14 protein-coding genes and 1 pseudogene are annotated in these 23,587 nt (G+C 35.8%); 8 read left to right on the top strand and 7 right to left on the bottom strand.

The window, feature by feature from the left end:
* Positions 1-810 precede the first annotated feature (810 nt).
* Positions 811-6,069: a Cna B-type domain-containing protein gene (locus BWGOE10_RS26770; protein ID WP_070168316.1), complete on the top strand. Its 5,259-nt coding sequence runs from the start codon at positions 811-813 to the stop codon at positions 6,067-6,069.
* A 191-nt stretch (positions 6,070-6,260) separates the two neighbouring features.
* On the opposite strand, the pseudogene BWGOE10_RS30630 reads toward BWGOE10_RS26770, so the two are convergent.
* The 3 genes and pseudogenes from BWGOE10_RS30630 to map all read right to left on the bottom strand — a co-directional run.
* Positions 6,261-6,439: pseudogene (locus BWGOE10_RS30630) on the bottom strand (type I methionyl aminopeptidase); the annotation flags it as partial.
* Positions 6,440-6,766: 327 nt separating this feature from the next.
* Complete coding sequence (locus BWGOE10_RS26765) at positions 6,767-8,164, bottom strand: M28 family metallopeptidase (protein ID WP_070145775.1); 1,398 nt, start codon at positions 8,162-8,164, stop codon at positions 6,767-6,769.
* 538 nt (positions 8,165-8,702) lie between these two features.
* Positions 8,703-9,497: a type I methionyl aminopeptidase gene (map, locus tag BWGOE10_RS26760; RefSeq protein ID WP_070145616.1), complete on the bottom strand. Its 795-nt coding sequence runs from the start codon at positions 9,495-9,497 to the stop codon at positions 8,703-8,705.
* Between the two features lie 157 nt (positions 9,498-9,654).
* On the opposite strand from map, the gene BWGOE10_RS26755 reads away from it, so the two are divergent.
* The 4 genes from BWGOE10_RS26755 to BWGOE10_RS26740 are packed head-to-tail and all read left to right on the top strand — an operon-like array spanning position 9,655 to position 13,018.
* Positions 9,655-10,557 carry an ATP-binding cassette domain-containing protein gene (locus BWGOE10_RS26755; protein WP_070145615.1) on the top strand — a complete coding sequence of 301 codons (903 nt, stop codon included), beginning with the start codon at positions 9,655-9,657 and terminating at the stop codon, positions 10,555-10,557.
* Entirely contained in the window at positions 10,554-11,288 is a 735-nt protein-coding gene (locus BWGOE10_RS26750; protein WP_070145614.1) for an ABC transporter permease, read from the top strand. Before BWGOE10_RS26755 ends, BWGOE10_RS26750 begins: the two co-directional genes overlap by 4 nt.
* Complete coding sequence (locus BWGOE10_RS26745; protein ID WP_070145613.1) at positions 11,289-12,419, top strand: sensor histidine kinase; 1,131 nt, start codon at positions 11,289-11,291, stop codon at positions 12,417-12,419. It begins immediately after the preceding gene.
* Entirely contained in the window at positions 12,416-13,018 is a 603-nt protein-coding gene (locus BWGOE10_RS26740) for a response regulator transcription factor (protein ID WP_070145612.1), read from the top strand. Before BWGOE10_RS26745 ends, BWGOE10_RS26740 begins: the two co-directional genes overlap by 4 nt.
* A gap of 38 nt (positions 13,019-13,056) precedes the next feature.
* Here the strand turns inward: BWGOE10_RS26740 and BWGOE10_RS26735 are convergent, their stop codons facing one another.
* Positions 13,057-14,817 carry a M4 family metallopeptidase gene (locus BWGOE10_RS26735; RefSeq protein WP_070145611.1) on the bottom strand — a complete coding sequence of 587 codons (1,761 nt, stop codon included), beginning with the start codon at positions 14,815-14,817 and terminating at the stop codon, positions 13,057-13,059.
* A gap of 170 nt (positions 14,818-14,987) precedes the next feature.
* Between BWGOE10_RS26735 and BWGOE10_RS26730 the strand changes: the two genes are divergently transcribed.
* Both BWGOE10_RS26730 and papR read left to right on the top strand, forming a co-directional pair.
* Entirely contained in the window at positions 14,988-15,845 is an 858-nt protein-coding gene (locus BWGOE10_RS26730; protein ID WP_070145610.1) for a helix-turn-helix domain-containing protein, read from the top strand.
* Between the two features lie 89 nt (positions 15,846-15,934).
* Entirely contained in the window at positions 15,935-16,081 is a 147-nt protein-coding gene (gene papR / locus BWGOE10_RS26725) for a quorum-sensing peptide PapR (RefSeq protein WP_002113082.1), read from the top strand.
* Between the two features lie 16 nt (positions 16,082-16,097).
* Here the strand turns inward: papR and BWGOE10_RS26720 are convergent, their stop codons facing one another.
* The 3 genes from BWGOE10_RS26720 to cls all read right to left on the bottom strand — a co-directional run bounded on the left by BWGOE10_RS26720 (position 16,098) and on the right by cls (position 21,082).
* Positions 16,098-18,743 (bottom strand): DUF4084 domain-containing protein, encoded by a 2,646-nt coding sequence (locus BWGOE10_RS26720; RefSeq protein ID WP_081338225.1) that lies wholly within the window; start codon positions 18,741-18,743, stop codon positions 16,098-16,100.
* A gap of 158 nt (positions 18,744-18,901) precedes the next feature.
* On the bottom strand, positions 18,902-19,855 hold the full coding sequence (gene uvsE, locus BWGOE10_RS26715; RefSeq protein WP_070145609.1) for a UV DNA damage repair endonuclease UvsE: 954 nt from the start codon (positions 19,853-19,855) through the stop codon (positions 18,902-18,904).
* A gap of 33 nt (positions 19,856-19,888) precedes the next feature.
* Positions 19,889-21,082, bottom strand: coding sequence for a cardiolipin synthase (gene cls / locus BWGOE10_RS26710; RefSeq protein ID WP_070145608.1), 1,194 nt, complete (start codon positions 21,080-21,082; stop codon positions 19,889-19,891).
* 387 nt (positions 21,083-21,469) lie between these two features.
* Between cls and BWGOE10_RS26705 the strand changes: the two genes are divergently transcribed.
* Positions 21,470-23,581, top strand: coding sequence for a heterodisulfide reductase-related iron-sulfur binding cluster (locus BWGOE10_RS26705; protein WP_070145607.1), 2,112 nt, complete (start codon positions 21,470-21,472; stop codon positions 23,579-23,581).
* Positions 23,582-23,587 lie beyond the last annotated feature (6 nt).

The raw sequence follows: 23,587 nt of genomic DNA, 5'->3' as shown, positions 1-23,587 counted from the left end.
AATATGACTTTCATCTTGCATAGGCAAACAATACTTCATCCAGAGCGTTTTTAATTATATAATGCTGGCGGTAGAACGCTTTTTGTTCTACTTGTTTCGGTGTGTAGGTTGGCTGTGTAATTAAACACCAAACGTTTTAACATATGGCCAATTTCACCTCAACTCATAATGGCAGAAAATGCATCTTCAATAACATTTTTTAGAATACGAGTATCCTAGCATGTTTCACAATCGTAATCTTCCTCGGCTGATATGCTAATTTCGATTATAGATGGTACTTCTTGTTATTCTTTAGGAGGATAAGTAAGGAAGTTGACCAAATGCATATTTACTGTGAAGTAGCTAGGCCATACTTGCCGGTAACGAATTTTTCGGTATTTATAGAGCGAACGTTTGCATTGGGTTTGGAGAAATTCCGGAAATTTTACAGCATAATAAGACGACAATGGCTGTCATGAGCTTTATCGTGAGTGCTTTTCAAATTGTCTCCTTCTAACTTTGAAGTTATTCTGTGGTCCGTTCATGTGTACTTGTAATTTGAATTTCTTTATCAAAATTTGTCCTGTATCTGTTTTTGTTAAACAGTATATACGAGAAATGAAACGTCAGAGAAATTAGATGAATCTATATAAGAATCAAACTGCAAGTTTCTAAGTAATAGAAGGGTTGAAAAAAGAGAAAAAGATGATAATAGCTATCGAAAATATTTAAGTAAAGTGGCTTAATGACATTGAATAATAGAATCTTTGTCATAGTATGCTTGTACCAGGATCTATCTATTTTTAATTTTATAGGAGGATAACATAAAATATGTATTTAAAAAGAGTTACTTCGATTTTTTCGATTATAATGATTTTCATGTTTACTATAGGTCAGAGTTTGCTACCTATAGTAGCAAATGCACAAGAGCTAAACACAGCAGGACTTGTGGATAGTTTTCAAATTGGTAAAACAAATCTAAGTACCACAGAACGGACTAAAGTAACTGTAAACTTCAGTGAAAAAGATGGACTTAGGCTGAAGCCTGGAGACACACTAACATTAACACTGCCTCCAGAATTAAAAGGATTAGATAGGGAGTTTCCATTAGATGACTATGGTACTTGTAAAGTCACTGCAGGTACTGTGGTATGTACATTTAATGATAGAGTGAGTACATATGAAAATATTCAAGGGTATTTAAACTTTTTCGTGGAAGCTACTAATGTAGGAACGGATCAAAAGAAAGAGATTGAAACCAATTTTGGTACAAATGTAGATAAGCAATCTGTAACAATTACCGGCTCAAGCGGTGGTGGTGGTACAGATCCTGGAAAGCCACCGTTTTTTTATAAAACTGGTGATATGAACTCAGGTAAGGACGATGAAGTACGTTGGTTCTTGAATATAAACTTAGCTAAAGAAGAGTTAAGTCGTGATATTGTTGTGACTGATAATTTACAGGAAGGTCAAACACTTAATAAGGATAGTTTCTATATAATTGTAGATGATGATTTAGGTCGTCGATCTTTAACGCTACAAGAGCTTGAAGGGCAAGGTTACGGAATAATTACCTTTACCGGGGACAAATCATTTAAAGTTGTGCTTAATAAGGATAAAGCACGTCTTGCCTCCTTTTCGATTGGTTATACATCTACTATAACGGAAGCTGGGAAGACGCAAGATTTTTTTAAGAATGATTATACGATTGATTACCAAGTTTTAAACGAAGAACCAGTTACTGAATCGGGTACTCATCCAGTCGAAAATATGACAGCTGGCGGTGGTGCTACCGGTAACAAGGTCCCAAAAGGAAAGCTGAAAATTATTAAACATATTGAAGGAAATAAAGAAAAAGTAATCCCGAATGTTTCGTTTAAGTTGTATAAAGAGTCTGGTGAACAAGTTGGGGGCGAGTATACAACAAATGAAAAAGGGATAGTTGAAACTCCTCAATTATCACCAGGTAAATATTATGTACAAGAGGTTTCAGCTCCAGACTATATTGATTTCGATCCTCAGAAAAAAGTAGAGTTTGAAATAAAATCAGATGATGAAAATGGAGTCGAACTGGATATTCCAAATAAAGTGAAAACTACATCTGTTTCAGGAACGAAGATGTGGAAAGGCGATAACGAGAAAGATCGTCCAAGTTCAATCAAAGTAGAATTACTACAAAATGAGAAAATAGTAGACACGAAAGAAGTAACAGCGGCGGATGGTTGGAAATACAAATTTGACAACCTAGCAGCTTATGATGCAAATGGAGTAGCGTACAAGTATGAAGTAAAAGAACAACCGATAGATGGATACACAACAGAAGTAAATGGTTATGACATTACAAATACAAAAATGGTACAAACAACCAAAGTAGAAGGAACGAAAACATGGAAGGACGGAAATGCGGAAGGTCGTCCGACGATGATTAAAGTAGACTTACTACAAAACGGTACAGTGATTGCGACGCAAGAAGTAAGCGAAGCAACAGGCTGGAAATATGAATTTAAAGATTTGGCGATAAACGATGCAGACGCAAAAGCATATAAGTATGAAGTGAAAGAACAAGCAGTAGACGGATACGAATCAAAAGTCAATGGTTATGACATCACGAATACAAAAGTAGGCAAGACATCAGTTGCAGGAACGAAGACGTGGAAAGGTGGCACAGAGGAAGAGCATAAAGCCATCAAAGTAGACTTACTACAAAACGGTACAGTGATTGCGACACAAGAAGTAAGCAAAGAAACAGGTTGGAAGTATGAATTTAAAGATTTAGTAGCGTTCGATGAAAATGGAAAAGCATACAAGTATGAAGTGAAAGAACAACCGGTAGATGGATACGAATCAAAAGTAAATGGTTATGATATCACGAATACAAAAGTAGGTAAGACATCAGTTTCAGGAACGAAGACGTGGAACGATAACAATGCGTCAGATCGTCCGAAAACCATCAAAGTAGATTTAGTACAAAAAGAAACAGTGATTGCGACGCAAGAAGTAAGTGAAGCAACAGGCTGGAAGTATGAGTTTAAAGATTTAGCAGCGTATGATGAAAATGGAGTAGCATACAAGTATGAAGTGAAAGAACAAGCAATATCAGGATATGAATCAAAAGTCAATGGTTATGACATCACAAATACAAAAGTAGGCGAAACAAAAGTAGAAGGAACGAAGACATGGAAAGACGATAATGCGAAAGATCGTCCGACAATGATCAAAGTAGACCTTTTACAAGATGGTAAAGTAGTAGACACAAAAGAAATAACAGCAGCAACAGAATGGAAGTACACATTTGAAAACCTCCAAGCATATGATGCAAACGGAGTAGCATACAAGTATGAAGTGAAAGAACAAGCAGTAGATGGATACAAACCGGAAGTCAACGGTTATGACATCACAAATACAAAAGTAGGCGAAACAAAAGTAGAAGGAATGAAAACATGGAAAGACGATAACGCGAAAGATCGTCCGGAAATGATTAAAGTAGACTTACTACAAAATGGCCAAGTAATCGCAACACAAGAAGTAACAGAAGCAAGCGGTTGGAAGTATGAATTCAAAGATTTAGCGGCATACGATGCCGAAGGCAAGGCATATAAGTATGAAGTAAAAGAACAAGCAGTAGATGGATATCAATCCAAAGTAAAAGATTATGACATTACAAATACAAAAGTAGGCCAAACAAAAGTAGAAGGAACGAAGGTATGGAAGGACGGAAATGGTGAAGGACGTCCAGAAACAATCAAAGTAGACCTACTACAAAATGGCAAGGTAATCGATACAAAAGAAGTAAGCGCAGCAAGCGAATGGAAATATGCGTTTACAGATTTAGTGGCATACGATACCGAAGGTAAGGCATATAAGTATGAAGTAAAAGAACAACCAGTAGACGGATATCAATCCGAAGTAAAAGGTAATGACATTACGAATACAAAAGTAAGTAAGACGAAAGTAGAAGGAACGAAAACATGGAAAGACGATAATGCGAAAGATCGTCCAACAATGATTAAAGTAGATTTACTACAAAATGGTAAAGTAGTAGACACAAAAGAAGTAAGCAAAGCAACAAATTGGAAGTACACATTTGAAAACCTCCAAGCATACGATGCAAACGGAGTAGCATACAAGTATGAAGTAAAAGAACAAGCAGTAGACGGATATCAAACAGGAGTATATGGTTATGACATCACGAATACTAAAGTTGGCCAAACAAAAGTAGAAGGAACGAAAACGTGGAAAGACGATAATGCGAAAGAACGTCCGACGATGATTAAAGTAGACTTACTACAAAATGGCCAAGTAATCGCAACACAAGAAGTAACAGAAGTGACAGGCTGGAAATATGAATTCAAAGATTTAGCGGCATACGATGCCGAAGGTAAGGCATATAAGTATGAAGTGAAAGAACAACCAGTAGATGGATATCAATCCGCAGTCAAAGGATATGACATCACAAATACAAAAGTAGGCGAAACGAAAGTAGAAGGAACAAAGACGTGGAACGATAACAACGCAACAGATCGTCCGAAAGCAATTAAAGTAGACTTACTACAAAATGGTAAAGTAGTAGACACAAAAGAAGTAAGCAAAGCAACAAATTGGAAGTACACATTTGAAAACCTCCAAGCATACGATGCAAACGGTGTAGCTTACGAGTATAAAGTGAAAGAACAACCGGTAGACGGATACAAATCTGAGGTAAACGGTAATGACATCACAAATACAAAAGTAGGCCAAACAGAAGTAGAAGGAACGAAGACATGGAAAGACGATAATGCGAAAGATCGTCCGAATATGATCAAAGTAGACTTACTACAAAATGGCCAAGTAATCGCAACACAAGAAGTGAGCGCAGCAAGCGAATGGAAATATGCGTTTAAAGATTTAGCAGCATATGATGAGAATGGTGTAGCTTACAAGTATGAAGTGAAAGAACAAGCAGTAGACGGATATCAATCCGAAGTAAAAGGATATGACATCACGAATACAAAGGTTGGTCAAACAAAAGTAGAAGGAACGAAGACATGGAAAGACGATAATTCATCAGAACGTCCTTCAATGATTAAAGTAGACTTACTACAAAATGGCCAAGTAATCGCAACACAAGAAGTGAGCGCAGCAAGCGAATGGAAATATGCGTTTAAAGATTTAGCGGCATATGATGCCGAAGGAAAAGCATATAAGTATGAAGTGAAAGAGCAACCAGTAGATGGATATCAATCCGAAGTCAAAGGATATGACATCATGAATACAAAAGTAAGCCAAACAAAAGTAGAAGGAACAAAAATGTGGAAAGACGATAATGCGAAAGAACGTCCGAAAGCAATTAAAGTAGACTTACTACAAAACGGTAAAGTGATTGCGACGCAAGAAGTAAGCAAAGCAACAGGCTGGAAATATGAATTTAAAGATTTAGCAGCATATGATGCAGACGGAAAAGCATACAAGTATGAAGTGAAAGAACAAGCAGTAGACGGATATCAAACAGAAGTACATGGTTATGACATCACGAATACAAAGGTTGGTCAAACAAAAGTAGAAGGAACGAAAACGTGGAAAGACGATAATGCGAAAGAACGTCCTTCAATGATTAAAGTAGACTTACTACAAAATGGCCAAGTAATCGCAACACAAGAAGTGAGTACAGCAAGTGATTGGAAATATGCGTTTAAAGATTTAGCAGCATATGATGCTGAAGGTAAGGCGTACAAGTATGAAGTGAAAGAACAACCAGTAGCGGGATACAAATCCGAAGTAAATGGTTATGACATCACGAATACAAAAATCAAGGACGAACCAGGTGTAGATCCAAAAGATCCAAGTACAGATCCAAAAGATCCAAGTACAGATCCGAAAGATCCAAGCACAGATCCGAAAGATCCAAGCACAAATCCAAAAGATCCAGGTACAGATCCAAACACAAATACAGACAAAAATAGCGATTCAAAAGTTCCACCTACTACAGAAAATGATAAGCCAACATTACTTCCTAACACAGGAGGAACATCAACAGAAATGATTTCAATTCTTGGAGGTATGGTATTGTTCCTTTTAGGTGGAATTCTATTCGCTCGTCAGCGAATAAAATAATAAAAAAGCTTTAGATTATTGATTACACCGTAATCTGAGTAGCAGACAAATTAAAGAATTACTATTGATATTACGCCCTTTAGGAAAGTATTCAAAAAAACTTCACGATAAAGTGAAGGGAAGAATGCAACCTGAAGGGTTTTTTTATAGAAAAAAGAGAACAGTTTCAAATTGGACTCAATCAGTGGCCCAATAATATGGTCAGCTTTCATAGAGATAAGCGGCTCTAAAGCGATAACAAAACCGCTGTTAAGAAGTCTATTATCCATTGGACCATAAGATTAGAATGTGGTGTGGTATCTCATGTAATTTAAGATCAATGACCGTGTTCCGTTAAGTTTTGGATGAATGCATAGCCATTTTTATGGCTAATTTAGAAATAGTATTTTGTAAAGCTTTGTTCGTGAGTAGCTGCAGCAGCGTTTGTTTCAGGAATAAAAGCATTAGTTCCTGAAATTCAAGTTAAAGTTAACACACCTGTAAGAATAATTTTTTCATAATGGAAAAGCCTCTTTATTAGATGTAATCACTATTATTACAATTTATTATACATGATAAGCTGTGCAACAAATATACCTTTATGTATATATTGCGATTTTTTGTTCTCTATGATAATGCCATGTAATAAATATGCTTTTATACATATTTATTTTTCCTTAATAAAAAGCCACCGATTAATCGGTAGCTTGAAATAGTATTAAGCAGCTTTTTGTCCTGTTTTCACAGTAGGTTGAAGACTATTATAAACACTAGTTCCAATGACTTCTAATGCCATTTTCATACGTTCTGGTGAAATGTTCTCAAATACGTTATCTTGAGGGGTGTGATATACCTTTTCGATATGATAGATTAATGGATTCCAACTATCGACGCCCATCCAAATAAATAGTGCAGAAGGGATACCAACTTCAGCAAATGGTACGTGATCACTAGAGCCAAATTTTCCTTGAAGAACGAGATCATTATTTAATTGTTTACCTGCTTGTAAGGCAGCATCTGTTACAAGGTTTGTTGAGCCATCAGGAGTCATTGCATATAAATTCTTTGCTTTATCATAATTTGTTGCAACCATGTCTGCGTTAAAGACACCTAAAATTCGATCGCGTTCTTTTTGGGACAGACTATTAACATAATAATCAGAGCCAAGTAAGCCAGTTTCCTCAGAACCAAAAGCAATAAAACGAATTTCTTTATCAGTTTCTACATTTTGAAAAGCACGAGCTAATTCTAATACTAATCCTGTACCAGAAGCATTATCATTTGCCCCAGGTGCCCCAACGACACTATCATAGTGTGAACTTACAACGACAGCTTTTTCATTACCTGTACTATTTTTTGGTTTCTTTTTTGCGATGACATTTAGGGATGTTAAATTAGATTCATGTCTCGCTTTTAGGGAAAGCATTGTTGTCTCTTTTTTAGCGATTTCTTCTTTAAATGCATTTCCTTGAGCATAAGCAAGACCAAAGACAGGGATAGACTGATTTTTAGTTAAGCGAGGATTGAAGGTTTGTCCGTAGTTTCCACGACCTCCAATTAAGCTGTATAAAAGAACACCTTTTGCCCCTTTACTAACAGCATTTTCAACTTGTTTATTATAGTCTGCTACTGTTGTTCCTTTTTCAAATAAAACAATTTTTCCATTTACCTCATTTGGAATATCTTCTAATTTTGTTCCACCTTGAACAAAGATAAGGGGAGCTGTAACAGCTTCTGTAGAAATTAGTGCATTCGGAGCAGCGCCAGCTTGCCAATTACGCTTTGTCCCTAATGGTGATTCGATAAATCCAACGTATTGATCCGGCACTTGAAAGGGCTGATACTCTACTTCATATCCCAATGATTTAAGTTTCATACCAACATAGCGAGAAGCCCATTCTTCTGATTTTGTACCACCTGGACGGGGACCGATTGTTTCGGATAAGAAACGGATATGCTCGATGGCGCGGTTTGCATCAACTTGTTTTGTAATAGGTGGAGTCTGTGTAATTTCTGACGTGGAATCAGCTTTTGCTTGTCCGATTGGAGCTAAGCTAACGGCGAGTGATACAGCAAGCAAGGAGCTTACTATTTTTTGTTTCAGTGATTTTCTCATTTTTTCCTCTCCCATTCTTCTATTCTCTCTGACTGACAAAAGAAGACGGTTAACGACTTTATTTTACCTTTATATGTATGAATTTTCAATAAATGTATGTTGAGAAATAAAAAACGCTATATGCATATTTGCATATTTTTAGCGGAGATATGTATGCTATCATTTTAAATGAAGGATCGCTTTCTGTTCTGAAGGCTCCTACATTGCATGAATCTAGTGTACCCAAACTTTAGATTATGTAGGGAAAAGGGATCCGTTATAGGATTTCTTTTCTTTTGTTTGAATCATGTGATGATAACTATGTTTCCGCATTTCATAATTATCATCAGTGATATATGTAAGGCATCCATATGAAAATACGAGGCTGTTCAAGGGTTTTCCGTACTTTTGGACAGCCTCACCCCGTTAAAAAGGTGATACTTTGATGTATCACCTTTTTATTTTTATAAGCTTTCTGTTTATGGGGATGTTACATACTTAAAAATAATAAAAAACAGCCGCTTTAGTAGAAGGAATCTACAAAACGGCTACTTTTTTATTATAGTTGAGTTAAAATAATTGGCTCGCCACGAGTGACGACAACTGTATGTTCACATTGTGCAACAAGGCTTTTATCTGGTGTAACGAATGTCCAACCATCATCACCGCGCTCAATAATATGATCAGCTTTCATAGAGATGAATGGTTCTACAGCGATAACAAGGCCGTCTTTTAGAAGTGCATTATCCATTGGATCATAGTAGCTTAAGATGTGATTTGGGGCTTCGTGTAAGCTAAGACCAATGCCGTGACCAGTTAAGTTTTGAATAACGTTATAGCCACTTTTATGTGCAAAGTTAGAAACAGCACGACCAATTTGATTTTGTTTTGAGCCAGCTTTTACTTTTTTCATCGCTTCCCAAAAAGAGTCTACTGCTGCTTGGCAAAGTTTTTCTTTTTCTTCATCTTCTCCAAGAACAAATGAGATACCTGTATCTGCATAATAGCCGTCAAGTGCTGCCGATACGTCTACGTTTACTAAATCGCCTTCTTTTAATACACGATCGCCTGGAATGCCGTGAGCAACTTCTTCGTTTACACTAATGCAAGTTACACCTGGGAATTTATATTCTTTTTCAGGCGCTGAAATAGCACCGTTTTCGTCTAATACTTTTTTACCAATTAAATCAAGCTCTTTCGTTGTCATACCTGGCTTCGCTTGTTTTTTCATTTCTTCGCGTGCAAGTGCAACGATGCGGCCGATTTTTCGTAAACCTTCTAAATCTTGTTCATTACGAATAATCATGAAAACCACTGTCCTTCCTCGAATATATGTCTTATCCGATTGTATCATGTTTGTTTTTGTACTGCTACTCGCGTGCGGTATGCAGGCTGATTCCTCTCATAAAGAATACATGACAATTGTCATATTGATGTCATGACGCATCATACTGTTTCCTAACTTTTCCAGAGCATACAATGTAAATATAAGAAACGGCGGAGGTGGAGAGATGGAAAAGATTATTGAAGTAAATGGTGTTTCTAAAACATTTAAACATAAAAAAGCAGTAAATAACGTTTCATTTCATGTAAATAAAGGGCAAATAGTAGCATTACTCGGCCCGAATGGTGCGGGGAAAACAACGACAATTTCAATGATGCTCGGGTTGAAAGATCCGACAGAAGGGACTGTCTCTATATTTGGAAAGGGTCCAAAGCATAGGGATGTTCGTAATAGCCTCGGTGCAATGTTGCAAGAAGTAAGCGTTATTGACAGCATCACAGTAGAAGAGGCAATTGAGTTATTCCGTAGTTATTATACGAATCCAGTAGCGAAAGAAACATTACTTCAGCTATCGAATTTAGAATCAGAGCGAAAGCAAAGATGTGAAAAGTTATCAGGTGGTCAAAAGAGAAGGTTGAATTTTGCACTCGCACTTGCGGGAAATCCAGATTTATTATTTTTAGATGAACCAACTGTAGGGATGGATATTACGTCTCGAAAAATGTTTTGGGAAACGATTCGAAAGTTAGTAAGTGAAGGGAAAACGATTATTTTAACGACGCACTATTTAGAAGAAGCAGATGCGTTAGCGGACCGCATTTTATTATTCGCAAACGGAAAAATTATCGCAGATGGTACGCCGGATGAAATGAAAGCAACGATTTCTCGAAAAACGATTTCATTTTATTCGAAAGAAAATATTCCTATGGACTTGTTAGAGGAATTACCACACGTAACAGGAGTACAGTCAAATGACGGGCGATTTATATTAACGACAGAGGATACAGACGCCACATTACAAGCAATTTATCAAAAGAACTTACCTGTAACAGATATTTCAGTTGAGCGCGGGAGTCTTGATGAAGCATTTGAACAGTTTGTCGCAAATCAGAAGGGGGAAATCGCATGAGAGCATTATGGATGCAATGTAAAATAGAGGTTTTACGTACGTTCCGTAATAAATTATTTATCTTTTTCTCATTATTAATGCCAGTTATGTTTTACTACATTTTCACAAACGTTATTCAAGTACCACAAAACGGAGATGCTTGGAAAGCTCATTATTTAATTTCAATGGCGACTTTCAGTATTGTAGGGACTGCACTTTTTAGTTTCGGTGTGAGACTTTCTCAGGAAAAAGGGCAAGGATGGACACATCTTTTAAAAATTACACCACTTCCAGAGGGAGCATATTTAGCAGCAAAGATTATTGCTCAAACAGTAGTGAATGCTTTTTCAATCTTAGTTATTTTTATGGCAGGAATATTAATTAATAATGTCGAGTTAACAGTAGGTCAATGGATTGGTGCCGGATTATGGTTATTATTAGGCGTGACACCATTTTTAGCACTCGGAACAGTAATAGGTTCAATCAAAAAGGCGGATGCAGCTGCTGGCCTGGCTAATATTTTAAATATGAGCTTAGCTGTAGTTGGCGGATTATGGATGCCAATTGAAGTATTCCCAAAAGTATTAAGAACTATTGGAGAATGGACACCAACATATCACTTCGGAAGCGGGGCATGGGATATTGTAGCTGGAAAATCAATTGGATGGGAAAATATCGCGGTACTAGGAGGTTATTTCCTTATATTTGTTGTAATATCAATATATATAAGGAAAAGACAGGAAGCGGTATAAATGATAGAGAAGAAGAGGTTTGAAGTTTTTCCGAAACAGATGGGTTTCTTCCCGTATATGTGGCTCGTGTATTTATTATTTCCAATCTATAATTTAACGCAAGTATCAGGATGGAAGCTTGTAATAGGGATCGGTATGTTGATAGTTTTCACCGTCACATACCGTCAACTTTATTTTGTTGAGAAAACGTTCATTTTGTGGGCGTGTATTCAAATGATGCTCACCTTCTCATTTGCTCTATTTTATAATCCTTTCATGATATTGTTTGGATATTTCACGGCGAGTGCGATGGGATTTGCGCCAAGTAAGAAAGCGTTTCGCGTGTTGTTATGTTTATTAGTTGCAATGCTTGGAATTTTTATATTTGTAAATATTAATCAACTAACAATTCCAAGTTTAGTGAACATTGTTCCTATGTTTATTTTAATGCTTCTTACGCCATTTGGGATGCGTAATTTTAATCAAAAAAAGATGTTAAAGAACCAATTAAACGAAGCGAACGAGCAAATTAAAGATTTAGTAAAACGTGAAGAGCGCCAGCGAATTGCAAGAGATCTTCATGATACGTTAGGACATACGTTATCCCTCATTACCCTAAAAAGTCAGCTCGTGGAGAAGCTAATTGTGAAGAATCCAGAGCGTGCAAGTGTGGAAGCGAAGGAAATTACACAAACATCCCGTACAGCTTTAAAGCAGTTGAGGGAATTAATTTCTGATATGCGCATGATTACAGTAGAAGAAGAGCTTGAACAAATAAAAGCGATCTTACAAGCAGCTAATATTGAACTAGAAGTGAAGCAGGAAGCGAGTGCGAGTTCGTTATCACCAATTGAAAAAAATATTTTAGGAATGTGTTTACGTGAGGCCGTGACGAATGTTGTAAAACATAGTAAGGCGACGCGGTGCGCAGTTGCTGTATTGGAATCACAAGGTGAATTAATTTTGACAGTAGAAGACAATGGTATTGGTTTAGCGGATCAAAACCAAGATGGAAATGGTATTCGCGGTATGAAAGAGCGAATTGCTCTTATTGATGGGTTTGTTGAACTAAATACGATAAATCCAGGAACGCTGTTAACAGTAAAGGTTCCAGTTGTCATTAGAACAGGAAAAGATGAGGTGAGGGTATGATTCGAATTATTATTGCGGAAGATCAACGGATGCTTCGTGGCGCATTAGGGGCCCTGCTTGATCTAGAAGATGATATGGAAGTCATCGGGCAAGCTGCGAACGGGGAAGAGGCATTAAAGTTAATTGAATTGCTAAAACCGGATGTAAGCATTATGGATATTGAAATGCCGATTCAAAGTGGGTTAGATGTTGCGGAAACTTTAAAGAAAGAAAAATCATCATGCAAAGTAATGATTTTAACAACATTTGCACGACCGGGCTATTTTGAAAGGGCAATGAAAGCTGGTGTGCACGGATATTTATTAAAAGATAGTCCAAGTGAGGATTTAGCTTCGGCGATTCGTAACGTAATGAAAGGGAAACGAGAGATTTCTCAAGAGTTAATGTTTGGCTTATGGCAAGAACAAAATCCGTTATCAGATCGTGAAAGAGAAGTGCTGTTACTTGCGAAAGAAGGAAAGACTGCAAATGAAATTGCGAAGACACTTTATCTTTCACCTGGCACAGTTCGTAATTACATTTCTGAAGTATTAACGAAACTTGATGCGAAAAATAGAATTGAGGCAATTACAATTGCGGAAGAAAAGGGATGGATATAAAAAGAAGTTTACCTATAGTCGGTAAACTTCTTTTTTACTTATTGTCCTTTTTGTACTTCTACTACTTTATTAATTTTCGTTAGAGTTTTATATCCGTGTGCTTGAAATGCTTTTTCAAATTCTGCTGCTGTCGTATTTCCATATAAATCTTTTGCAGCTTGTACAATGTGAGATTGAAGTGATTCAAAATCTTCTGCTGAAGTTGCGTAGTTTTGTAATGCGCGCATAACGACTTTACTTACTTTTTCATTGCCTTGTTTTTGAACAGAAATGCCGTTAAATGCTTTACCTTCAGCTAATTGATATAATACATGGCTAATGATTCCTGAATTCACGTGAGATTCTTGATCATTTCCATCATTATAGAAATCTTGTAAGTTTGTATATAGTTTGTTGCCGCCGTCACCAATTTCCCTTGGGATGTCACGAATTGTTAGACCACCTAACGTATCACCCATAATCCAATTTCCTTTATCTTTCTTTACGTAATATTCTATTTGTGTACCCCAGAAGTCTGCTAGACCTTCATTTAGCGCAGATGTTTCAGCACTTGGATATCGCACAATTTTATTTTTCGTCGTACCACTAAATACAGCATGTCCAAATTCATGGGCTGTTACGTCAAGAGCAGAGGTTAATTTTCCATTTAGCCCGTCACCAAAGACCATTTGATTCCAACCTGGATGCCAAAATGCATTTACATAGTTTTCTTTTACACTATCACTAGCTTCAGTAGAATCAAATCCGTGGACGCTAGCAACAACTTTTGAGTCTTTATTATCGTAACTTTTCAGATTATGTTCTTTCTTAAAATAGTCGTAAATATCGCTCATATTTTTCATAACACCAGCTGCTTCTTTATCTAAGAAGTTAGAGTTATCGCTTGAAATAAGTGTCCCTGGATAACCAGCTTGGCTATCGCCACCAAGGGAATCAGCATAGTTTGCGTTGTAAATATAAATACCATTTCCGCGGGATAAATCAGCTAAATAAAATTTTCCATCAGAGCCCTTCGCAATATTAAATAATACATTTTCTTGTAGCGCATTTTTCCCAGTTCCTTGTTCTTTCGCTGGTGATAGTTTAGGTGCTGTTACTTGATTAATAGTTTTATTCTCTTTATTTTTAATAAACTTTTCTTGGAAAAGTACTTCACCAGTTTGTAAGTCCATGATTGTATTTCCGTTTATAACTTGTTCATTGTTTTCATAAGTAAATGTAAGGACCGTTGCGTATGTATAGTAGCCATCATTTTTCTTATAAACTACCGTTTCGCTAGAAAATTCTGTTTCTGTCACATCACTTGGAATTTGAAGCATATTGCGTAATTTAGATTTTACTTCATTTTTCGACAAAAAATTTGTTATAGTAAGATTAAGTTGTTGGTCTAAATTTTGGGCAACTTTACCACTAACAGTTGTAATTACTCCATTTTTATCTACTTTTACAATGAGATCTTGACCATATACTTTATAGTTTTTGTATGTTTGTGCAAGGCGTAATTCGGTTTGATTTTCTTTTGTTTCTTTATTTGTAGGTTGAAAATCGACATTCTTTTCAGTAGTAACTTGCTCTTGTTGAGCTTTAGCCCCATTTACCTCACCTTTCAAATACTTTTTAGCAATATTCTCTTTTGTATCGTTTTGAGGTTGTGTTAATTTTCCGATTGTTAAACCAGGCTGAGCAATTTCAACTTTTACTTCATTTTTATCTAATTCTTGAGCGTGAATAGCTTCTGTTGATAAAGGACAAAGAAGACCGAATGTAACGAAAGCACTAGCAAGTTTTCTATAATTCATCTATAACACTCCTAATCTTGTATTGTGTATGTGAGATGAATTGTATGAGGAATTTGCCGAATTTTATATATATTATGCATTATTTCATATCAAAAATTGTCGAATGCACATTATTGTAGTGGTATGACAACTTAAAAAATTAGATTGTTATAATGGGATGGTGAGCAAGTATGCACGCAGAAAAACTGGGAAGCGAAATAAAGAAAATTAGGGTAATGAGAGGATTAACACAGAAACAACTCTCCGATAATGTATGTCATCAATCGGAAGTGAGCAGAATTGAATCGGGCGCGGTATACCCAAGTATGGATATACTGCAAGGTATCGCAGCGAAGTTACAGGTTCCCATTATTCATTTTTATGAGGTACTCATTTATTCCGATATCGAGAGGAAAAAGCAGTTAAAAGATCAAATCATTATGCTTTGTAAGCAAAAGAAATATAAAGAAATTTATAATAAAGGATGGAATGAACTGAAAAAGGAAGAATATCATCCCGAGCTTCAGCAATTTCTTCAATGGCAATATCATGTAGCTGCTTACATATTGAAAAAAATTGATTACGAATATTGTATTTTAGAATTAAAGAAATTGCTCAATCAACAATTGGCAGGAATAGATGTATATCAGAATCTTTATATTGAAAACGCAATTGCAAACATTTATGCTGAAAATGGCTATTTTAAGAAGAGTATTGAGTTATTTGAAGATATATTAAAACAATTAGAGGCATTACATGATAATAAAGAGTTTGATGTGAAGGTGAGACATAATCATGCAAAAGCATTATACTTAGATAATCAATACGAAGAAGCGCTATGTCACGCAAATAAAGCCATTGAACTATCGTGTCGAATTAATAGTATGGCATTGATTGGACAGTTATACTATCAAAAAGGTGAATGCCTAGAGAAGCTAGAGTATGATAGGACAGAGATTGAAGATGCTTATGAAAAAGCTTGCTTCTTTTTCGATATATTAGGAATCCATGCGTATAAAGAATCACTTATAAAAAAAATGAAGAAATAAAAAAGACCTAAAAAACAAATATGCATAATTGCATAAGATGTGGATAAATTTTTATGATATATTTAAAGAAAAAATGCGGGTGATGGAATATGAAAAAACTACTTATTGGTAGTCTATTAACGTTAGCAATGGCATGGGGTATTTCATTAGGAGATACAGCTTTAGAGAAAAGTCAAGTAATTTCTCATAATGATCAAGAGGTACAATTAGCTTCAGATATACCTTTTGAGTATTAAAAAACAACCGTCTTACTTAGACGGTTGTTTTTTCGTGGAGTAACATCCAAACATCTTTACTAGAAACAGGTTTGCTAAAGAGGAATCCTTGAATGTGGTCACAGTTTTGTTCGTGTAAAAACTTCCATTGTGCTTCTGTTTCTACACCTTCCGCAATAACTTCTAACTTTAATTCTTTTGATAGCTTAATAATGGAAGCGATAATCGCTTCTTCTAAAGGGCTATTTGTAATTCCACAAATAAATTCTCGAGCAATTTTTAATGTATTGATTGGATATTTCGTTAAATAAGCTAAAGAACTATAACCAGTTCCAAAGTCATCAATTGAAATTTGAATACCGAGATTTTGAAGTTCTTCTAGTTTGGCAATTACAGAATGATTTTGATTAACCGCGATACTTTCTGTAATCTCAATATCTAGCGCTTCCGGCTTTAATTCTGTTTCTTCCAAGATTTTTGAAATAGTTGATATTAAATCTGCATGATTAAATTGAACAGCAGATAAATTTACACCAACCTTTAAGTGAGAAAATCCTTGGTTATGCCACTTTTTTGCTTCTAAGCAGGCGGTACGCAAGATCCAATTACCAAGTTCAATAATAAATCCTGTTTCCTCTGCTAGAGGAATGAACTGGGCAGGTGATACAATTCCGAGTTTTGGATGTTTCCAGCGAATTAATGCCTCAAAACCGATAATTTGTTTTGTTTTTGTGTTTACTTGTGGCTGGTATTCAAGGGAAAATTCATTTTGTTGTAGTGCTTTTGAAAGCTCACCTTCTAGGAAGTGTAGTTCATTTTGCGCAACACTCATTTCTTTTGAGAAGAAAATGAATCTATTTTTTCCATTAGCTTTTGCTCGATACATAGCCATATCTGCATTTTTCATTAATTCGGTTACATCGGTTCCGTATTCCGGAAACATTGCAATTCCGATACTCGGTGTGACAGAAAGTTCTTCATCTTTAATGAAGTAAGGCTTATTTAAGATAGTTAAAATTTGTTCGGCTATAAAAGTAGCACTTTTTTCAGAGTACATATCTGGTAATAGGATCGTAAATTCATCTCCGCCTTGGCGGGAAACGATGTCTTTTGAACGCAAACATCCACGTAATCTTTTTGCTACTTCAATTAATAATAAATCCCCGACATCATGGCCGAGTCGATCGTTAATTTTTTTAAAGCGATCTAAGTCAAGGAACATGACCGCAACGTCATTTGCGCTATTTTGAGCTGTATTTAAAATGGTTTTTAAATCTTTTTCGAATTTCCGGCGATTCGGTAGTCCTGTAAGTGCATCATGGAAAGCTAAATGTTCTACTTGTTTTTGTTTTTCATATAAGGTAGTAATATCACGCGCGATACCAAACATCCCAACAACTTCTTTCTTTACAAAAGTAGGGATGAGCGTAATGTGAAGGTAATAATAATAGCCTTCTTTTTCTTTTGTACGAACTTCCAGAGCTTGTGGTCTACCTTCTTTTGTAATTTGTAAAGATTTCTTCACTAATTCATGATCTTGTGAATCAATGAAGTGTAGAAGAGAATAACTGGTTACCTCACAATAATAGGCTGTAAATAAACTTTCACAAGCCTTATTAGATTGTTGGAAAATCCCGTTCATATTTAAAGAAAAAACAGCATCAGGATGATCTTCAAATAAAGATTTATAACGTTGTTCACTTTTTGATAGTGCAGATGCACCTTCTTCAACTTTGCCTTCTAGTCGTGTAGTCAACTTTTCGTACGTATCGATTAACACTTGATTATCTTTCCACATGTAAAGTTGTCTTAGGAATAATAAGATGAGCGATAATATTAGACCGATTAACATGAACTTATCATCCCAAGGCTGAATGACAATAAAGGAAAAAGTAATGATTATACTAAAATAAGGTAATATAAAGCGTACATAATCGAATCGATAATATTTCGTTTTCGTTTCATGTTTCATTGGTCTATCCCAAATGTATAGTATGGAAGATAAACCAATTAATAAGATTGAAGCGGTATGTATTAAATAAGAGATTTCAGCAGAAGTTTTCATTCCTGAGTTTAATTGAAACAGGTGTATATATCCGTAAACAAGTATGATAGTGAAGCCAATAATTAATGAAATTCTACTAGAAGAATACTTTTCTCTTCTATATAGGCTAATAACGGCGTAAATTACTAATGATTGCGCAATGAAATATCCAATTAAAACCCACGTATCCGTTGTTAACATACGAAAGCTTGAAATGTCTAAAATAAAGGTTAAGGTAAAGTAAATATTCATAATAACAATAAAGATGCTATCGAATGAAAATTGAGCAAGACCCCTAATGGAGTAATGTTTTATAAACTTTATAGCAAATCCAGAAAAAAGCAAAATATATTGTATGATGAAAAAAGGTAGTGCTTTATATGAGAATATAACTTGATCATAAATAGAAAGTGAATGAAGAAATAAAGTTATTTCCATAATTAGTCCACATAGGCAAGTACATAGTAGTAAAATCCAAAATAGTTTGTCACCGCTTTTCATCTTCTTAATTGCTTTATATAAGCAATAGCAAGAAAAGAGTGCAGCAAAACAAAATAAGAAAAGGATTCCAATTTCTTTTATATTCAAGTTCTTAGGGATAAGGAATATCCAAAGAGAAAATATAATTTTATACATCATGACAAATTTTACATATTTTTTTGATCAACCATATAATGGCTCCGTTTCAATAAAGTTGAATCAAAGGGGGAAAATGCTAATTTAAATAATAGCATATAAAACAGGAGCTTTTTTACTATAAGAAATACTTTTTGAAAAAAATAGCGCAACGTTACAATTTACCATTGTAGTGTTGCGCCTTTTATTCTTTTCACTCCCCTTATAGAAGAGAGTTCTTCTATTAATTGAAGAAGTGCTAAATCCTTTTGTTTGCTTTCAATCATAATATCGAAATTACGATCAACTTTTTTTGCAATGTGCAAAAAGGGTTTAATAAATTCTAAATCAATATAATCTGAGTGGGCCCTAAATTCTTTTTCTGATTTAGGAGAAGAAATATGAACTTTAGGTGGGGTATTTGTATGTGACCAAGTTTTAAATATCATAGGAAGTAACTCTTCTAGCGGTTCATTACAAAGGTTCGCTACGTGATGATGATAATCGAACACGAAAGGGATTTTTTCTTTTTGACAAATAGCCAAAGTTTCAGAAGTTGTATATGTTTTATCGTCATTTTCAAGAGTCATTTGTCTTTTTATATAGTAAGGAAGTTTTTGTATGTTTTCATGAAAACGCTCGATTGCCTTCTCCTTATTTCCATACGCGCCACCTACATGGATATTAATGTAGGAAGAATCTGCAATTCCCATAGCATTTAACACGTTATAATGATAGGTCATATCTGTAATTGCATTAGTTGTAATATGTGATTTGTCGCTTGTAAATAGTGTGAATTGATTGGGATGAAAACTTACGCGTAAATTGTGTTCTTGAATTAGTGCTCCTATTTTACGCCATAGTGGAGCAAATAGTTGAATGTAATCAAATTCAACTTCAGGATGTGTTGCAAGCGGGACGATAGAAGATGATAAACGATATAATGGAATTTCGTGTGCAATATTGTAATGAAGGATACGTATTGTGTGTTCTAGATTTTGCAGTGTAACATTATATAATTTATCTTCACGCTCTTGTTTTTTTAGTTTTTTCCAGCTTGTAAATGTCATTGTTTTGGCAGGCGAACAGTCCCATAATGCCGTAGCGTGCGAGACATATCCAAATCGCATTATCATATGTGATGCACCTCTTTAGCTCTTGAAATTTTCCTATAAGAAGAAAGCGAGTATCGTTCCTATCCACTCTTTTCCACGATCAATAATAGAAAGCGGGCTGACATCTTTAAAGGAAAGTAATGAGGAGCTTCTCAAATCTTCCTCGAATTTGTTTTTTACTTCTTGTATGAAATGTTTGTCATATAAAAGGCAGTTAATTTCATGGTTACTATATAAACTTCGCATATCAAAATTAGCAGTTCCGATATCACAAATATGATCGTCTACTATAATAATTTTTGCGTGGAAAAATCCTTGCTGAAAAGCGTAAATATTACAACCAGCTTGTATTAACTTTCGGCAATATGGGAATTTTGCTTCTCGAACGAGGGCGTGATCAGCCTTTTGTGGAACGAGAATAGTTATTTGAACCCCACGTTTTCGCGCTTTTAATAATGCATTCATAATTTTTTTTCCAGGAATAAAATATGGTGTACCGATAAAGAGTTCTTTTTTCGCGCTTTCGATTAAATGTAAAAATGTATTTTGTAAATAGGCACCATCAGTAGGGATGAAACGATGTAGAACGGTCCCTGGTTGTTGCGTAGGAAAATAAAGAGATGAATCTAATAAATTTTGGTCTGTATCGTCGAGCCAATCATGTAAAAATTGTTTTTGTAAATCTTGTATCCCTTCTCCTGTAAGACGTAAATGATAATCTCTCCATAACCCTAACTTTTGATTATGCCCTAAGTATTCCTCGCCAATATTAAATCCACCAATATAACCAATTTTCCCGTCAATAACTGTAATTTTTCTATGGTTTCTTTGATTTGCAGAAAAGAAAGGAAAAGGAAATTTCACTTTGTGACAAAATGAAAAAGAAACACCATGCTTTTGTAGGGAGTAAATTGCTTCTTTTGATAAATAATGACTTCCAAACCGGTCGAGTAAAAGTCGTACTTCAATTCCTTCTTGTGCTTTATCGATAAGTAACTTTAAAAACGTACGACTTATGTCATCGTTTTTTACAATAAAAAATAAAACGTGCACATGGTGTTTAGCTTGTTTTATATCAGTAAAGAGAGCATCGTACAGATCATTTCCGTATGTATAAAGGCGAAAATCACTTTGACGTAAAGGGAAAGAACGAGAACGTACACGCTTTAAATGAACAATTCTCCCGTATGAAAGGTCGATTGTAATCCAGAGAGCGCTGCCTAATAACAAGAGAGATAAGAAAAACATAAGTAAATTCCCTCCTTCACGGTCTTTTCACCATCAGTTTTTTACAAATCAAAAATTCACTTTATCCCACTATTTGTGGGCAGTAAGACTCCCACCTCAAAATTAGGGTGAAACCAAGAAGTTGGGTGGGATTCGGGCTACCCGTAAAAGTCCGATTAGTGTGGGCTAATAATCATTGGGTATGAACAGCCCTGCCGATTAAAGTTTCACTTTATAGTTTCACCGAAATAAACAGCTTTATTAAAAAATGTGTTGTTGTATAACAAAAAACTGTTGACTGAATGCTCACTCATTATATAATGGGAATAGGAAATACAATTCAGAAAATTATATATTTTCGAAGATTCTAAAAAGGAAGAGGGCTTACAAAGAGAGGGGTAGCATAAAATGAATAGCTTACTAATCATTAATTGGCTGGCTGCCATTGCTGTTATTGCTTATGCGGGATATTTGTTTGTATATCTTATACGAACGAGGATGGCCTACATACAATTAGGAAAAAAGATTGAATTTGACCGTCGTTTTAAAGAGCGTTGGGATCTCCTTAAGGTCAATGTTTTCGGTCAGAAAAAGCTGCTGAAAGATAAAAAGAGCGGCATCATTCACGTTATGTTCTTTTACGGATTTATTCTTGTCCAATTTGGAGCAATTGACTTCGTTTGGAAAGGGCTCGCACCAGGATCGCATCTTCCACTTGGACCACTATACCCTGCATTTACATTCTTCCAGGAAATTGTCACACTCGTTATTTTAATTGCAGTCTTTTGGGCTTTTCATAGACGCTATGTTGAAAAGCTTGTTCGTTTAAAACGTAATTTCAAATCAGGTCTTGTCCTTATCTTTATCGGTGGCTTAATGATTTCTGTGCTACTTGGTAATGGGATGGGAATTATATGGCACGGTGAGGAGCTTTCATGGAGTGAACCAATCGCTTCTGCAATCGCTTACGTTTTCTCGGGGATAAATGAAATCGTAGCCATTTCAGTGTTCTATTTCTCTTGGTGGGTGCATTTACTTATTTTGTTAACGTTTTTAGTTTATGTACCACAATCAAAACATGCGCATTTAATTGCTGGACCAGTTAACGTATTTTTTGGTCGTCTTTCAAATCCAGGAAAACTTGAAAAAATCGATTTTGAAGATGAAACGCAAGAAACATTCGGTGTTGGTAAAATTGAAGACTTTAGACAAAATCAACTTATCGACTTATATTCTTGCGTCGAATGTGGTCGTTGTACAAATATGTGTCCGGCAACAGGAACAGGGAAAATGTTATCACCGATGGATTTAATTTTAAAACTTCGTGATCATTTAACTGATAAAGGAGCAGCGGTAACATCAAAAGCACCGTGGGTCCCAGTTGTTGCTTTTAATAATACACAAGGAAATCAGTTAGCGATGATGGCAGCTGGAAAAGGACAACAAGAATCAGCGGCTACAGCGCTAGCGTACGATCCAAGTTTAATCGGAGATGTTATTACAGAAGAAGAGATTTGGGCATGCACAACGTGCCGTAACTGTGAGGACCAGTGCCCAGTTATGAATGAGCATGTTGACAAAATTATTGATTTACGCCGCTATCTCGTTTTAACAGAAGGAAAAATGGATGCGGAAGCGCAGCGTGCAATGACAAACATTGAGCGTCAAGGGAATCCGTGGGGACTGAACCGTAAAGAGCGTGAAACATGGCGCCAAGGTGATGATGAAGTAACAGTTCCAACTGTAAAGGAGAAATCAAAAGCTGGCGAAGAGTTTGAATACTTATTCTGGGTTGGATCAATGGGTTCGTATGACAACCGCAGTCAGAAGATTGCGATATCATTTGCGAAGCTAATGAACGAAGCAGGCATTTCATTCGCAATTCTTGGTAATAAGGAAAAGAACTCTGGTGATACACCGCGCCGCCTTGGAAATGAATTTGTATTCCAAGAAATGGCGACTAAAAATATTGAAGAATTTGAAAAAGCAGGAGTGAAGAAAATCGTTACGATTGACCCTCATGCTTATAACACTTTTAAAAATGAGTACCCGGATTTTGGCTTACAAGCAGAAGTCTATCATCATACAGAATTACTAGCCCAGTGGGTGAAGGAAGGACGTTTAAAACCTGTCCATTCTATTGAAGAGACAGTTACGTACCATGATTCCTGTTACTTAGGAAGATACAACGAAGTATACGAAGCACCGCGCGATATTCTAAAAGCAATTCCAGGTGTAAACCTTGTAGAAATGGCGCGTAACCGTGAAACGGGAATGTGCTGTGGTGCGGGTGGCGGATTAATGTGGATGGAAGAAACGACAGGCTCTCGTATTAACGTGGCTCGTACAGAACAAGCACTAGCTACAAAACCATCAATCATCGGTACAGGATGTCCATATTGCCTAACGATGATTAGCGATGGTACGAAAGCAAAAGAAGTAGAAGAAACAGTTCAAACTCTGGACGTAACAGAGATTTTAGAACGCTCAGTTATCGGACGGAAGAAAGAAGCAATCTAGTTTTTG

It is taken from the genome of Bacillus mycoides (genome assembly GCF_001757995.1).
Lineage (GTDB): Bacteria > Bacillota > Bacilli > Bacillales > Bacillaceae_G > Bacillus_A > Bacillus_A mycoides_B.
Note: the sequence above shows the minus strand (reverse complement) of the source record. Positions and strands in the feature narration are given on the sequence as shown.

Bases quoted from the DNA above. Each gene is read 5' to 3' on its own strand.
- BWGOE10_RS26770 (WP_070168316.1), top strand. From the start codon at position 811: ATGTATTTAAAAAGAGTTACTTCGATTTTTTCGATTATAATGATTTTC.
- BWGOE10_RS26765 (WP_070145775.1), bottom strand. From the start codon at position 8,164: ATGAGAAAATCACTGAAACAAAAAATAGTAAGCTCCTTGCTTGCTGTA.
- map (WP_070145616.1), bottom strand. From the start codon at position 9,497: ATGATACAATCGGATAAGACATATATTCGAGGAAGGACAGTGGTTTTC.
- BWGOE10_RS26755 (WP_070145615.1), top strand. From the start codon at position 9,655: ATGGAAAAGATTATTGAAGTAAATGGTGTTTCTAAAACATTTAAACAT.
- BWGOE10_RS26750 (WP_070145614.1), top strand. From the start codon at position 10,554: ATGAGAGCATTATGGATGCAATGTAAAATAGAGGTTTTACGTACGTTC.
- BWGOE10_RS26745 (WP_070145613.1), top strand. From the start codon at position 11,289: ATGATAGAGAAGAAGAGGTTTGAAGTTTTTCCGAAACAGATGGGTTTC.
- BWGOE10_RS26740 (WP_070145612.1), top strand. From the start codon at position 12,416: ATGATTCGAATTATTATTGCGGAAGATCAACGGATGCTTCGTGGCGCA.
- BWGOE10_RS26735 (WP_070145611.1), bottom strand. From the start codon at position 14,817: ATGAATTATAGAAAACTTGCTAGTGCTTTCGTTACATTCGGTCTTCTT.
- BWGOE10_RS26730 (WP_070145610.1), top strand. From the start codon at position 14,988: ATGCACGCAGAAAAACTGGGAAGCGAAATAAAGAAAATTAGGGTAATG.
- papR (WP_002113082.1), top strand. From the start codon at position 15,935: ATGAAAAAACTACTTATTGGTAGTCTATTAACGTTAGCAATGGCATGG.
- BWGOE10_RS26720 (WP_081338225.1), bottom strand. From the start codon at position 18,743: ATGATGTATAAAATTATATTTTCTCTTTGGATATTCCTTATCCCTAAG.
- uvsE (WP_070145609.1), bottom strand. From the start codon at position 19,855: ATGATAATGCGATTTGGATATGTCTCGCACGCTACGGCATTATGGGAC.
- cls (WP_070145608.1), bottom strand. From the start codon at position 21,082: ATGTTTTTCTTATCTCTCTTGTTATTAGGCAGCGCTCTCTGGATTACA.
- BWGOE10_RS26705 (WP_070145607.1), top strand. From the start codon at position 21,470: ATGAATAGCTTACTAATCATTAATTGGCTGGCTGCCATTGCTGTTATT.